Here is a 14,273-nt window from a genome sequence, read left to right on the forward strand (position 1 = left end):
CAGGCCGAGGAGGGTCTTGTTGTCATCGTTATCTTTGAGCGCTGGCGCCTCTCGTTACAGCCCGCGAATTCGTACGGCCTCGGGCGGAAACTCCTGCTCGCCGGCGTCGGTCTTGATGGTCGCGCGGCCCCAGATGTCCAGGCCCGCAAACACGCCGACCGCAAGCGGCAAGCCGTTGGGCGACACCGCCGCAACCTGGCGACCCAGCAGCGGCACCATGTCGAAGTACTCGCCCAGCACCGGGGCCAGCGGGCCGGCGGCGCCCTGCGGCGTGTTGGCAACAACCGCCCAAGCGTCCACGCGGGTCAGCACAGCGGCGGCCAATGCCTCGATCAGCGCCTCATCTGCCATATCCACGCCAAGCTCACCCAGCGCCGCACGCTCAATATCAACCGTCACCGCGGCAAACATGCCCGCGGCACCGGCACCGCCGTTGACGGCGACGCGCGCGAGCGACGTCTCAAACGCAGGCGCGCCGCACACGATGCCACTCGGCCACTGGATGCCCACCTTGCCGGCAAGCCCCAGGCCCGGCGTTGCGGCCGTGCCCGCGAGCGCGTCCATCATGCCCATTGCGGCCACAAACGGCAGACCGTGGAAGGCGTGCATGTTCACATCGGGGCGCACGACCAGCGAAAACGTCAGCGATGCATCGCCCGCGCTCCACGCGCACCGGCCCGCGGACGCACCCTCGCGGCCCGCGTCGCGCGCCGCGTCGAGCTCGGTGCCAGCGGCAACAGCATTCATCTCGATCATCTACATACGCCCCAATTCGCCCACGATATGGCCCACGCGATCCTCGGGCTCCTTGACCTCGACGCCGTTGTAGCGGAAGAACCGCGCCGGGTCGTGCATCAGATCCTCGAGCGGCACCAGCACAAAGTCACGCTCGCCGATCAGCGGATGCGGCAGGCGCAGCTTTTTGCCGCCGTGGGTCTCGCCGTCCATCCACAGCAGGTCCAAGTCGATGGTGCGCGGGCCGTTGACCTTGGCCTTCTTAGAACGGTCGCGGCCCAGCTCGGCCTCGATCTTCATGAGCTCGTCGAGCAGCACCAGCGGCGCCAACTCGGTCTTGATCTCGATGACGGCGTTGGCAAACGCGTCCTGGCGCGTCTCGTAGGCCGGCTCGCTCTCGTAGATCTTGGAGGAGTTGGACACGCAGGTAAGTGGAATCTCGGCGATCATGTCGCGTGCGGCGCGGATGTTGTCGCAGCGATGCCCCAAGTTGGATCCCACGGCCACAAACGCGCGGCGCGGCTGCGGCTTGGCAACCGCCCAGTAGCCGTTCAGGAACTGCGCAAAGCCCGCGGCGTCGTGCACGCGCACGATGTTGGCACCGGCCTGGATGGCGCCCAGGCACACGCCAAACGTAGCGGCATCGCGCTCGGCGGCCTCGGTCACGCCCGAGACGGCGCCCACAAAGCGCTTGCGCGATACGGCGCACATGAGCGGATAGCCCAGTGACGCCATCTTGGCAGTCTCGCGCTGGATGACGATGTCCTCGTTAGCCGACTTACCAAAGCCCGGGCCAGGATCGATGCAGATGCGGTCGCGCGACACGCCGGCATGGATGAGCGCGCGGGCCTGGTCGGACAGAAAGCCCATGACGCGGCGCATGATGGGCGCCGAATCGGGCAGGGTGAAGCGGCGGAGCTGCGAGGTGGGCACGTAGGCCTCCTCGCGGCGGGCGCTGCGGCGCATCATGGCGGCCAGGCGGTCATTGGACTCCGATGCGGCCTCGGTGGCCTCGGGCGCGGGCGCGACGGTCTCGGCGGCAGCAGCCTGCTCGGCGGCCGGCGTCTCCTGCTCGCTTGCAGGCTCGGTCGCGGGCTCAGGTTCGCCAAACGGCAACGAGGGCTGCACCACGCCACCCGGAAGCTTTGCCTCGGGCTTAGGGTCGCCCAGCAGCTTGCCACGGCGGCGACGAGCGGGCTTCTCGGCCTCGCGCGCGGCCTCGGCAGCCGCCTCGCGCGCCTTCTCGGCAACAAACGCCGCTGCCGAGGTATCGAGCTGCACCGTTGCGTGCGTGCGGGTAGGCGCGGCGACCTCGCCGGCATGCATCACGATGACACCGCAGGTGCTCGTCTTAACAAACTCGACCATCTTGGGGTCAGTGAAGCCGGTCACGTCGTTGACGATCGAGGCGCCGCAGCGCACGGCCGCCTTGGCAACCGCCACGTGACGCGTGTCAATCGAGACGATGGCGCCCTCCTTGGCCAGCGCGCGCACCACGGGCAGCACGCGGCGAGCCTCCTCGTCGGGGTTGACCGGGGTAAAACCAGGGCGCGTGGACTCGCCGCCTACGTCGATGATGTCGGCGCCGGCGTCGAGCATCGCCAGACCGTACTCGATGGCGGCATCCGGGTCGAAGTGCTCCCCGCCATCGCTAAACGAATCGGGCGTCACGTTGAGGACGCCCATGATGCGCGGACGGTCAAAGCTGAGCTCATACTTTCCGCACCGCCATGTCTTGCTGTCGTTCGCCATGAACATCCTCCTAAAATGCCCACGCCGCCGAGCTTGGGGAGCTGGCGGCGGGGTCGCTTTGCACTCAGTCTTTCTATTGTATCCGCGCACACGGGCTAGAACGCAAACGCGGCCGCGATGTCGCAAGAAAGCACCACATCGGGCTTGATGCGACCACCGCACGCGGGGCACACGGGCACGCCCGCGGCGTCCTCGTGCTCGCGCGAGCAAATCCACTCGGCGCTATAGACCGCGCCGCACGACTGGCAAATGTTGCGATGGACCGATCCGTGCAGCTCGAACACGCGCTGCGAGCCCGCCATCTGATGCAAGCCGTCGATGTTTTGCGTCACCACGGCATCAAGCTTGCCGGCGCGCTCCAGCTCGGCCAGCTTGGTGTGACAGCGGTTGGGCTTAGCGTTAAGCGCGATCATCTTGGTGCGGTAAAAGTCGAAGAACTCGGCCGGATGTGTCTCATAAAAGCTATGCGAGAGCATAGTCTCGGGCGGGTAGGCAAACTGCTGGTGATACAGGCCGTCCACGCTGCGGAAATCGGGGATGCCACTTGCCGTGGAAACACCAGCGCCGCCAAAGAAGACCACGCGCTTGTGGGTGTCAAACAGATCCGCCAGCGCGGCGGACGCCTGCCTGGGGTCCGATATTGCCTGCGTCATATGAGCCCTCCGTCCTTGTTGATCGGGCGGCGTCGGGCGATGTCCCAGCATGCGACCTTTAAGTCAGCATGCGCGGAGCCCACCCCGCCCCTGTTGCGCTAATCTTAAGCCTGCCAACCCCGTCGAAAGGACACCATGCCTCAGACTTACACTTTCGCCTCGTGGAACGTCAACGGCCTGCGCGCCGTGCTCAAAAAGGACCCGAGCTTTATCCAGATCGCGCAAGAACTCGACGTCGATATCCTGGCGCTGCAAGAGACCAAGTTGCAAGAAGGCCAGGTCGATATTGACCTGCCCGGCTATCACCAAACCTGGAGCTACGCCGAGCGTAAAGGCTATTCGGGCACTGCGGTCTTTAGCCGCCAGGAACCGCTGCGCGTGCTGCACGCCGACGCACTGCTACCCTACGCCGGCGAGAACGAGGCGGCCGTACTCGTCGCCCAAGCCGCAACCGAGGGCCGCGTCTGCGCGCTGGAGTTCGACAAGTTCTGGTTTGTGGATGTCTACACTCCCAACGCGCAAAACGAACTCGCCCGCATCGACGTGCGCATGGCCTGGGACGATGCTTACCGCGGCTTTTTGAACGCGCTCGAGCGCGAGACCGGCAAACCCGTCGTGACCTGCGGCGACTTTAACGTGGCGCACGAGGAGATCGACCTTAAGAACCCCAAGTCCAACCGCGGCAACGCCGGCTTTTCGGACGAGGAGCGCGGCAAGTTTACCGAGCTGCTCAACGCCGGCTTTACCGATACCTGGCGCGCGGCAAACCCCGACGTCGAGGGCGTCTACAGCTGGTGGAGCTATCGCTTTAATGCCCGCAAGAACAACGCCGGCTGGCGCATCGACTACTTCCTGGTAAGCGACGCAATCGCCGACAACGTACGCGACACCTGCATCCGCGGCGACATCTTCGGCAGCGACCACTGCCCCGTCACCCTCACGCTAGAGCTCTAGCCCCAGCTGATCCCCTGGGGACGGAGGAAAACGAATCATTTTGGGCCTCGTGGTGGTATCCACGTGACCCATCCGCCACGAAACACGCCCATCTGCTACGTTTAAGCCACCACCCTCAACCACAGCGAACAACGCAAAAAGAAAACCGCAGGTAGAAAGCCTGCGGTTTTTCATAAAACGCGGTTGTGTTTGGGGGTGTCGGGTCAAACGTAGTAGATAGGCTGATTTCGTGGCGGGCGAGTTCAGCTGATTCCCCGGGGACGTCTGGAGACGGAAGAAAACGGATCAATTTGGCTCTTGAGGGTCACGACGCCCGTCATATCAGCCGGCCATTCCAAAACTATGCCAGTTTACGGGGCTAAATCGCGAACCCCCAACCATACGCAATTCCGAAATAATAAAACCGCAGGTAAACGGCTTGCTCTATTTCAAAAATAGCCGGCATGGTCTGCTTGTGCCAATCTGGCCCCGTAAACCGGCATAGTTTTAAAATGGCACTTCGGCAGTATTGATTCCCGCCCCGGCGCAACCAGCCCTACAGTCCGTACTTCACGACGACTCGGTTGATGCGGCGACACCAAGGCTTGTACAGGGCGACCAAAAACACGCAGGTCGCAAGGCCGTGCGTGATATCGAACGGTACGGCGGTGGCAAGACGCGCCATGGCACCCGCCCACGTGAGCGGTTGAACAAAACCGATAATGTCGTAGGCGTTGATCACAACGCCGTACAGCAAACCCGAAGCAAAGCCGTAGGTCAGCAGCGCCGGCATACGCACGGTGCCATCGGCGCGATCAAAAGCGCCGGCATGCGCCAGCGCACCGCCAACGTATCCCACGAGCCCCCAAGCATACATCTGCCACGGCGTCCACATGCCCTGTCCAAAAGAGAAATTGCTGGTCAGCGCCGCCAGCGCGCCAACCATAAAACCATTGCGGCGGCCAAGCGTCGCCCCCGCGATAATGGCGATGGCACTCACGGGTTTAAAGTCGGGAATGGGGCCAAACAAGATGCGCCCCGCCGCGGCCAACGCCGCCAGAACCAGCGTTGGCATAATCTGGCGCAGGCCCGGTCGCGACGCCTCGTAGCCTGCAAAGAACAGCGCAAGCACCAGCGCCACCACGACAAGCATGGCGAGCGCCGCCTGCTCGACGCCCGCCAGCAACGCCGCAGCCATCACGGCTGGCACCGCCAGCAGCAGCGGTATCTCCTGTTTTGCGAGTAGGCGCACGATGCGATAATCCGCCATCCCATCACGCCCTATAAAACACGTTGTCGGCAAAGAAGTCGGCCGGGGGCTCCACGCAGGCAATCTCGCCGTCAAACATCATGGCGACGTCGTCGGCGACCTGCTCGGCAAAGTCCAAATCGTGCGTAGCCATGATGACGGTGCCGCCAGCCTTCGCATGGTCACGCAGGGCGCGGGCGATGATGCGGCGGCTCTCCAGGTCCAAGCCCTTCGTGGGCTCGTCAAGCAGCAGCAGCTCGGGGCCAATCAGCAGCAGCTTTGCCAGCGCGAGCAGCTGGCGCTGTCCGCCCGAGAGGTCGTAGGGGTGACGCGTCTCCAGGCCGTCCAATCCCAGTTGCGCCGCACGCTCCCGCGCCAAGTTCTCGTCATATCCGCAGGTCAAGGCCCATTCCATCAGCTCATCGTGAACCGTCTCGGCAACCAGCAATGCTTTGGGGTTCTGAGGCAGCAGCGCCGCCGAGGCCGCTCCGCGCACCATGCGGCCGCGCTGCAGCTTGGCGGTCTTCGCCAGCACCGAGAGCATCGTCGACTTACCGCATCCGTTGCCGCCCACGATCGCATGCACCGCACCGGCCGAAAACGCCACGTCGAGCCCGCGCAGCACCCAACCGCCCGCGCGATCGTAGCGAAACCAGCTCCCTGCCAGGGTGGTAGCCGACCCGCCGTGCATTTTTTGGAGTATTCTGCTCCCATCCGTGCGCGGGAAGGCTTCCGAGCCGTTCTCGAGCGACGTTTGCGCCACAAATTCGGACGATTTGTCCAATTCCGAACTTTTTTTCGCGCTCGATACGTCCCCGGGCGGCTCCAGAGAGCCCAAATTGTCCTCACGCCTGCTGAATACTCCGTTTTTTGCACATCGGACGGCACCCCACCCCAACATGTCATCGGAAAACAGCGATTCTCGGCGTCCCAAAGAAGCCATATCTGCCACCTCGCGCACGCGACCGTCCTCAATCCGGTACGCACACGTCGCGTATTCGAGCATTGGGCGCGGCTGATGCGTCGCCACAACAACCGTGCAGCCCAGCTCGCGATTCACGCGAAACAGCGCGTGCAGGAAATTCTTCTCGGCAACGGAATCGAGCTGAGACGTGGGCTCGTCGAGCAGCAGCACGCGCGGGCGCAGCGCCAGAACGGCCGCCAACGACAGCAACTGTTTGCGACCACCCGAAAGCGTGTCAGTATCGCGGTGAAGCCAATCTTCCAGCCCAAAGAAATAGCTGGTCTCAGCTACGCGACGGCGCATCTCATCACGTGCTAGCCCCAAGTTTTCCAGGCCAAACGCCATCTCGTGCCACACGGTTTCGCACACGATCTGGTTCTCGGGATCCTGAAACACGTAGCCCACGCGCTCCGCCGATGCCTGCACGTCCATGTCGGCAACGTTCTCGCCCAGCACGCTCAGTTCGCCAGTGCGCTCGCCCGCCGGAGCGATCTCGGGCTTGAGCAGCGACAGCAGCGTCGACTTACCCGATCCGGTACCGCCAACAAGCAGCGCAAATGCACCTTGGGGAACACGCCAATCAAGCCCCTCGAGCACCGGTGCCTCGGCCCCGGGATAGGCAAAACTAAGGCCCTGCACCTCAATCGCCGGAATATCCGGGCCGCACGCCGCGCCCGACACCGGGCCCCTATCCAACCGAGCCATCAGCCAAACCTCTTCTCATCGATCGCATGCAGCACGCAGGGCAGCACCATCCAGGCAGCGTACACGACATAGCCCAGCCACGGCGCGGGCACCGAAAGCTGCGGGTAAAACGAATACTGCGTCGTCGCGGTCCATGCCACCGCCACCGCGGCGGCACCAAACACTGCAAGTCCAACCAGCGCGGCAACATCGCCGCGCCTCAGCCGATACCGCGCATACGTCGTACGGCGCGACGCAGCACCCCACCCGCGAGAGCGCATCGCGTCCGCGCGCTCAAGCGAATCTTCCATGCCCCAGCCCATCAGCACGCTCGATGCCCGCAGGCACGAGCGCACGGGGTCAGCCGGCGCGCGTCCCGGTACATCAATCGCGTCCTGCACCGCCAGCACCGTGCGGCCGCGGCGCAAAAACTGTGGGATAAGCCGCATGCACATCGAGATCATGAGCGCGATCACCGGCGCGGCGTTGCCCAAAAGCGCAAGCACCTTGTCGTAGCCAAGCATCGACGCCGCGGCCTCAAACCACAGCACGCTCGCCACAAACAGCCCACCCACGCACAGGCCGTACATCATGCTCTCCAGATACACCGCGCGCATGCCAATATGGAAAAGCTCGGTCGAGCCCGATGCGCTAAACAGCGGGTTGACCAGTGCAATGATCAAAATCACCGGCAGCTGCCAGCGAAGCGCGCCCAACGTGCGGGCAGCCCCGCGCGTCGCAAATCCATACGCCAACCCGCCCGCGAGCGACAGCGCGATCAGCACCGGTTGCATCGAGAACATGGTGAGCCCCAACGTCAGCACCATGTAGAGTGCCGGCACCGCCGGATGCGACATCGAGAATGCCGCGACGGGCCCGTTGCCCGATTCCTCTCGCATGATATCCACGGGCACCCCCGTCCCCTCGCTCAAACGACAACGCCGCAGCGCCTCCGCCATACACAACCAGCGCAAACGCCGCACCGCCGGCCCAAGCATCAGCTGCCGCAAACCAATCGTTACGCGCTCATCATATGCCTGCGGTATCATATTGCGCCGTGTATCGTTTCCAAACACACGTCTCTAATAACGTAACAGGAGATCACATGGACGCAACCGCAATTATCCTCGCCGCCGGCGAGGGCACCCGCATGAAGTCGAACCACTGCAAGGTTTCGCACAAGATCCTGGGCAAGCCCATGGTTCAGTGGATCGTCGACGCCACCATCAAGGCCGGCTGCAGCCGCGTCGTGGTCGTCATCGGCAGCCACGCCGACGAGATGCGCGCCCTCATCGATGGCGCCTACGCCAACAGCGCCACCAAGGTCGAGTGCGTCGAGCAGACCGAGCGCCTGGGCACCGGCCATGCCGTCAAGGTCGCGCTCGAGGCCTGCGGCATCACGCAAGGCCCCGTCGTCGTGCTCAACGGCGACCTGCCGCTCATCACCGCCGACACCGTCGCCAAGTTCGCACAGACCGTCGCCACCGGCGAGCTCGCCTGCACCGTCATGACCATGACCCCGCCCGATCCTTTTGGCTACGGCCGCATCAAGCTGGGTGCCGATGGTCAGATCGAGCGCATCATCGAGCAGAAGGACTGCACGCCCGAGCAGGCCGCCACGCTGCTGGAGTGCAACGCCGGCTGCTACGCCTTCGACGGCGCGCAGCTCGCCGCCCACATCAACGAGATCGGCAACGACAACGCGCAGTCCGAGTACTATCTGCCCGACATGCTCGAAATCCTCAAGGGTCACGGCCAGGCAGCCTCCATCTTCCACTGCGACGACTACCGCGACGGCCTGGGCGTCAACAGCCGCATCCAGCTCGCACAGCTCACCGCCATCGCGCGCGACCGCATCAACGAGCACTGGATGGCCGAGGGCGTTACCTTCATCGACCCCACGCAGGCTTGGATCGGCCCCGATGCCGTTATCGGCCGCGATACCGTCGTGTGGCCGCAGACGCACCTGATCGGCCACGTCACCGTGGGCGAGGAGTGCCAGCTCGGCCCCAACAGCCGCCTCACCGACACCACCGTCGGCAGCGGCTGCGTCATCGACGAGACCATCGCCATCGAGGCCGTCATCGAGAACGGCGTCGACTGCGGCCCGCGCGCCTACCTGCGCCCGGGCACCCACATGCTCGACGGATCCAAGGCCGGCACGCACGTGGAGATCAAGAAGTCCACGATCGGCGAGGGCTCAAAGGTGCCGCACCTGTCCTACATCGGCGACACCACCATGGGCTCCGGCGTCAACGTGGGCGCGGGCTCCATCACCTGCAACTACGATGGCGTGCACAAGCACAAGACCGTCATCGGCAAGGACGCCTTCATTGGCTCCGACACCATGATGGTCGCGCCCGCCCAGATCGGCGACGGCGCGCTCGTGGCCGCTGGCTCCGTCATCACCGAGCCGGTCCCGGCAGACGCGCTCGGTCTGGGCCGCGCCCGTCAGGTAAATATTGAGGGCTGGGCCGCCGATTACCGCCGCCGCCTGCACGAGGACGACGAGGTATAACGTTTTACCAAGCACAAAAGGAGCTGCTCCATGGGGGCGGCTCCTTTTTCTATCGTGACCTGCGCAACCGGATGAGTGGTCGGTTCGTGTCCGTTGGCGGTAAAGACGTTATCAGGACCCGATAAACCCCGCCGCGCGGTTACAATGCAACAAGGCATCTATATGGCATTCGATGTATAAAGGAGAAGGGTAATGCCGATTAATGATCCCGAGAAGTCGGAGAATATGCGCAAGTCCATCCGCGTGTATTCCGGTTCCTCCAACCGTCCCCTCGCTCAGAAGATTGCTGAGTACCTTGGGGTCGAGCTTTCGGGCCTTACGCTAAAGCAGTTCGCCAATGGTGAGATTTACGCCCGCTACGACGAGACCGTCCGCGGCGCCGACGTCTTCCTGATTCAGTCCGTGGCCGGCGGCAACGTCAACGACATGCTCATGGAGCTGCTCATCGCCACCGACGCTGCCAAGCGCGCATCCGCCCGCTCCATCACCGCCGTCATCACCCACTACGGCTATGCCCGCCAGGACCGCAAGGCCGGCCCGCGCGAGCCCATCACCGCCCGCCTCGTCGCCAACCTGCTCGAGCGCGCCGGCGTCAACCGCATTATCACCCTCGACCTGCACCAGGGCCAGATCCAGGGCTTCTTCGATATCCCGGTTAACCACCTGTCCGCACTGCCGCTGTTTGGCCAGTACTACAACGACATGCACTTCGACACCGACAACCTGGTTGTCGTCTCCCCCGACGTGGGTCGCGCCAAGGCCGCCAAGAAGCTGTCCGACATGCTCGGCTGCGACCTGGCCATCGCCCACAAGGGCCGTCCGCGCCACAACGCCGCCGAGGTCATGGGCATCATCGGTGACATCAAGGGCAAGACCTGCATCATCAACGACGACATGATCGACACCGCTGGCACCCTGTGCGCCAACGTCAAGGAGCTCAAGGCTATGGGCGCCGGTGACATCTACGTCTGCGCCACCCACGGCATCTTCTCCGGTCCGGCCATCGAGCGCCTGAACGATGCCCCCATCGTCGAGTGCGTCGTCACCGACGCCATCCCCGTCGAGGTCGGCGGCAAGATCAAGACTATCTCGGTCGCCGAGGAGTTCGCTCAGGCCATCTCCGCCGTTTACCACGAGGAGCCCGTCTCCACGCTCGTCGGCGGCGACTTCGCGCTGTAGTCGCATCGTCCTTGCAACCCGGCGCATCGCCGTCGGAACAGAAGAAACCCCCGCGCTCCCCCTTGCTTCGCAAAGGTCGCGCGGGGGTTTCTTCTGTTCCGACGGCTCGCTCTGCCGCGGCCACGCTTTTGTCTGGTGGGATTTCGCTGAAACGAAGTCTCGCCTTCGGCGGGCGTGGTAGCCTTTGTCGTTGATTGAACTATTTACGTAACGGAGGACAAACATGGCAGCTGCACAGCCGCTTAAGATTCGCATGGTTGCCGGGCTTGGCAACCCGGGCGAGGAATATGCCGAGACCCGCCACAACGCCGGCTTTAAGGCGATTGACGAGCTGGCCCGTCAGGCCGGCGTCACGTACTGGAAAAACCAGGCCGGCGCCGAGGTCGCACTCATCAACATCAACGATCCCGAGGAAGAGGGTGGCAAGCGCCAGATCGTGCTGGTCAAGCCGCAGTCGTATATGAATACCTCGGGCGGACCCATCTCCAAGCTCTGCCGCGAGTACAAGATCAAGGCCGAGGAGCTGCTCGTCATCCACGACGAGCTTGACATTCCCGCCGGTGACGTGCGCGTCAAGGTGGGCGGTGGCCACGCCGGCCACAACGGCCTGCGCTCCATCATCGACAAGATGGGCAGCCGCGACTTTAGCCGTATCCGCACCGGCATCGGCAACCCTCCCGGCAAGATGGCCGTGGCAGACTATGTGCTCAAGCAGCTGCGCGCCCGCGAGGCCGAGGACTTCCAGGACACCTGCGCCCGCGCCGCAGATGCCGCCGGTTTGGCCATCGTCCACGGCGTAATCTACGCCCGCGATCACGTAAACGGCGCCGCTTCCGCCAACGGCAAACACTAAAACCTACCATTTAGGGATGTTAATTTTGGCAGGTTTATCTGCGGAAACGCCGCGGTGGCCGCATCGCAATAAACACGCTGCCACCATACATGCATAACGCTCCAAAGGGGGCCGGCCTCAACGAAGCGCGAGGCCGGCCCCCTTTGTCGTTTTGCCTGATAAAACCGACCAAAATAAACCTGTCCCTTTTTGGTAGGTCGGGATAAACCCTTTTCCCAACCGCCGAAGACACACGTAAACAGCATGTCCATGAGGGTATAATTTGCACCGTATGTCTGCACAACGCCTGTGCGCGTACGGTTTTACTCGGGCTACCGTCCATTTCCGTGGAGGCACGGTTCGGCGGCCCTAACAAGAGAGGGGTTCTATGTATAAGATCCTGGAGAAGACGCAGTTCTCGGAGAAGGTGTTCAAGTTCCGCATCGAGGCGCCCGCAATCGCCAAACATGCGCACGCTGGACAGTTCCTCATGGTTCGCGCCAACGAGACGGGCGAGCGCGTCCCGTTTACCCTGGCTGGCTGGAACGGTGACGAGGGCTGGGTCGAGTTCATCTTCATGGTGATCGGCAAGACCACCGAGATGCTTTCCACCTATGAGGCCGGCGAGTCGCTGCGCGACGTCGTGGGCCCGCTGGGCGTTCCCACCGAGATGGCCGAGGGCCCCTGCGCCGTCATTGGCGGCGGCGTCGGCCTGGCAATTGCCTTCCCGGTCGCCAAGCACCTGGTCGAGACCGGCCACGAGGTGCACGCCATCATGGGCGCCCGCACCAAGGACCTCCTGCTCATGGAGGACCAGTTCCGCGAGCTCCTCGACGAGGACCACATCCACATCACCACCGATGACGGCTCCTACGGCGAGCAGGGCGTTGTCACCGCTCCGCTGGAGCGCCTGCTGCAGGACAAGGCCGTGAGCCAGGTCTTCTGCGTCGGCCCCGTTCCGATGATGAAGTTCTCGACCCTCACCGCCCAGAAGTACGACACCCCCATCACCGCGTCGCTCAACCCCATCATGGTTGACGGCACCGGTATGTGCGGCTGCTGCCGCGTCGAGGTGGGCGGCGTGACCAAGTTTGCTTGCGTCGACGGCCCCGACTTCGATGCCACCCTGGTCGACTGGGATGACCTTCGTGCCCGCCAGGCCGCTTACCGTTCCGAAGAGGGCGAGTCCCTCAAGGCCTATGAGGAAAAGAGCTGCGCATGCCACTAGTTAACGGTCGTTTCGTTGCCGATATGAAGTCGCCCCGCACCCCCGATAACGAGGAGCCGGCTGCCGAGCGCGCCTGCGACTTCCGCCCCGTCGACAAGGGCTTCACCGAGGAGATGGCGCTGGCCGAGGCTGAGCGCTGCCTCAACTGCAAGAAGCCGTTCTGTGTCGAGGGCTGCCCCGTCAACATCAACATCCCCCGCTTTATCGAGCAGATCCGCGCGAAGGACTTCGGCGGCGCTCTCGATACCATCCGCGAGGACTCCATGCTTCCCGCCATCTGCGGCCGCGTCTGCCCGCAGGAGAACCAGTGCGAGGGCAAGTGCATCCGTGGTAAGAAGTCCGAGCCCGTGGCCATCGGCCAGCTCGAGCGCTTCCTGGGTGACCGCCCCGAGCTCGCCTCCACCCCCAAGATGGCTCCCAAGAACGGCAAGAAGGTCGCCGTCGTCGGCTCCGGCCCGTCCGGCATCACCTGCGCCGGCGAGCTCGCCCGCAACGGCTTTGACGTCACCGTCTTCGAGGCCTTCTTCACCGGCGGCGGCGTGCTGGTCTACGGCATCCCCGAGTTCCGTCTGCCCAAGGCAGTCGTCAAGCGCGAGATTGACGGCCTGGAGGACATGGGCGTCAAGTTTGAGTACAACTCCGTCGTGGGCAACATGGCCACGGCCGAGGAGCTGTTCGATCAGGGCTTCGACGCCATCTACGTGGCAACCGGCGCTGGCCTGCCCAAGTTCCTCAACGTCCCCGGCGAGAACCTGCCCAACGTCTTCTTCGCGAACGAGTACCTCACCCGCGTGAACCTGATGAAGGCCAACAAGTTCCCCGAGTACGACACCCCCACCAAGCACGGCAAGAACGTCGTCGTCTTTGGTGGCGGCAACGTGGCTATGGACGCCGTCCGTACCGCCAAGCGTCTGGGCGCCGAGCACGCCATCATCGCCTACCGTCGTACCGAGGACGAGATGCCCTGCCGTCGCGCCGAGCTGCACCACGCCAAGGCCGAGGGCGTCGAGGTTCTGCCGCTCGTTTCCCCGCTCGAGTTTGTCGCTGGCGAGGATGGCTCCGTGTGCGCCGTCAAGGTCCAGAAGATGGAGCTCGGCGAGCCTGACGAGTCCGGCCGTCGTCGCCCGGTGCCCATCGAGGGTGCCATCGAGGAGATTCCCTGCGACGTCGCGATCTCGGCCATCGGCACCAACGCCAACCCCTTCGCAAAGAAGATCGGCGGCAAGATGGAGCTCAACAAGTGGGGCTACATCGTTGCCGACGAGGAGACCGGCCAGACCACCGATCCCCGCATCTGGGCTGGCGGCGACATCGTCACCGGTGCCGCTACGGTCATTCTGGCGATGGGCGCCGGCAAGAAGGCCGCTGCTTCCATCACCAAGAGCCTGCTGGGCGAGTAATCACCCACAGCGCTAGCCATCAAACGGCAAAGTCCCCGTCGAGCACACGCCCGGCGGGGACTTTTTCTATGCCGACCGCCCAAACCACCACGATGGGGACAGGCACCTTTGTGGTGGTTGGGGACTTGGCCGGCGAACCAATTCCG

At 63.8% G+C, this 14,273-nt stretch carries 12 protein-coding genes; 6 read left to right on the plus strand and 6 right to left on the minus strand.

Translation table 11 applies throughout. The annotated features are described in order from the left end of the window. Positions 1-54: 54 nt before the first annotated feature. The 3 genes from DXB53_RS05745 to DXB53_RS05755 all read right to left on the minus strand — a co-directional run bounded on the left by DXB53_RS05745 (position 55) and on the right by DXB53_RS05755 (position 3,140). A complete protein-coding gene (locus tag DXB53_RS05745; protein WP_117583694.1) occupies positions 55-756 on the minus strand; it encodes a hypothetical protein in 702 nt (233 codons plus the stop codon). Further along, the gene (gene folP, locus DXB53_RS05750) at positions 757-2,487 is read right to left on the minus strand and encodes a dihydropteroate synthase (protein ID WP_117583695.1); all 1,731 of its coding nucleotides are present in this window, start codon (positions 2,485-2,487) and stop codon (positions 757-759) included. It lies immediately after the preceding gene. 95 nt (positions 2,488-2,582) lie between these two features. Beyond that, positions 2,583-3,140 (minus strand): Sir2 family NAD-dependent protein deacetylase, encoded by a 558-nt coding sequence (locus tag DXB53_RS05755; RefSeq protein ID WP_233503825.1) that lies wholly within the window; start codon positions 3,138-3,140, stop codon positions 2,583-2,585. 135 nt (positions 3,141-3,275) lie between these two features. On the opposite strand from DXB53_RS05755, the gene DXB53_RS05760 reads away from it, so the two are divergent. After that, a complete protein-coding gene (locus DXB53_RS05760; protein ID WP_117583696.1) occupies positions 3,276-4,094 on the plus strand; it encodes an exodeoxyribonuclease III in 819 nt (272 codons plus the stop codon). Positions 4,095-4,629: 535 nt separating this feature from the next. Here DXB53_RS05760 and DXB53_RS05765 read toward each other — a convergent pair. The 3 genes from DXB53_RS05765 to DXB53_RS05775 are packed head-to-tail and all read right to left on the minus strand — an operon-like array spanning position 4,630 to position 7,869. Beyond that, complete coding sequence (locus DXB53_RS05765) at positions 4,630-5,343, minus strand: DUF6580 family putative transport protein (protein ID WP_117583697.1); 714 nt, start codon at positions 5,341-5,343, stop codon at positions 4,630-4,632. Between the two features lie 4 nt (positions 5,344-5,347). Next, positions 5,348-6,991 carry an ABC transporter ATP-binding protein gene (locus tag DXB53_RS05770; protein WP_117583698.1) on the minus strand — a complete coding sequence of 548 codons (1,644 nt, stop codon included), beginning with the start codon at positions 6,989-6,991 and terminating at the stop codon, positions 5,348-5,350. Then, positions 6,991-7,869: an energy-coupling factor transporter transmembrane component T gene (locus tag DXB53_RS05775; protein ID WP_117583715.1), complete on the minus strand. Its 879-nt coding sequence runs from the start codon at positions 7,867-7,869 to the stop codon at positions 6,991-6,993. The genes DXB53_RS05770 and DXB53_RS05775 overlap by 1 nt, the downstream gene beginning before the upstream one ends. 206 nt (positions 7,870-8,075) lie before the next feature. Here DXB53_RS05775 and glmU point away from each other — a divergent pair, with 206 nt between their 5' ends. The 5 genes from glmU to gltA all read left to right on the plus strand — a co-directional run bounded on the left by glmU (position 8,076) and on the right by gltA (position 14,127). Next, on the plus strand, positions 8,076-9,488 hold the full coding sequence (gene glmU, locus DXB53_RS05780) for a bifunctional UDP-N-acetylglucosamine diphosphorylase/glucosamine-1-phosphate N-acetyltransferase GlmU (RefSeq protein ID WP_117583699.1): 1,413 nt from the start codon (positions 8,076-8,078) through the stop codon (positions 9,486-9,488). A gap of 192 nt (positions 9,489-9,680) precedes the next feature. After that, the gene (locus DXB53_RS05785) at positions 9,681-10,667 is read left to right on the plus strand and encodes a ribose-phosphate pyrophosphokinase (protein WP_089573682.1); all 987 of its coding nucleotides are present in this window, start codon (positions 9,681-9,683) and stop codon (positions 10,665-10,667) included. Positions 10,668-10,890: 223 nt separating this feature from the next. Then, a complete protein-coding gene (gene pth, locus DXB53_RS05790) occupies positions 10,891-11,520 on the plus strand; it encodes an aminoacyl-tRNA hydrolase (RefSeq protein WP_195246394.1) in 630 nt (209 codons plus the stop codon). A gap of 367 nt (positions 11,521-11,887) precedes the next feature. Beyond that, on the plus strand, positions 11,888-12,727 hold the full coding sequence (locus tag DXB53_RS05795) for a sulfide/dihydroorotate dehydrogenase-like FAD/NAD-binding protein (RefSeq protein WP_006235793.1): 840 nt from the start codon (positions 11,888-11,890) through the stop codon (positions 12,725-12,727). Continuing rightward, positions 12,718-14,127, plus strand: coding sequence for an NADPH-dependent glutamate synthase (gene gltA / locus DXB53_RS05800; RefSeq protein WP_117583700.1), 1,410 nt, complete (start codon positions 12,718-12,720; stop codon positions 14,125-14,127). The genes DXB53_RS05795 and gltA overlap by 10 nt, the downstream gene beginning before the upstream one ends. Positions 14,128-14,273: the final 146 nt, after the last annotated feature.

It is taken from the genome of Collinsella sp. OM04-5, from assembly GCF_003439125.1.
Lineage (GTDB): Bacteria > Actinomycetota > Coriobacteriia > Coriobacteriales > Coriobacteriaceae > Collinsella.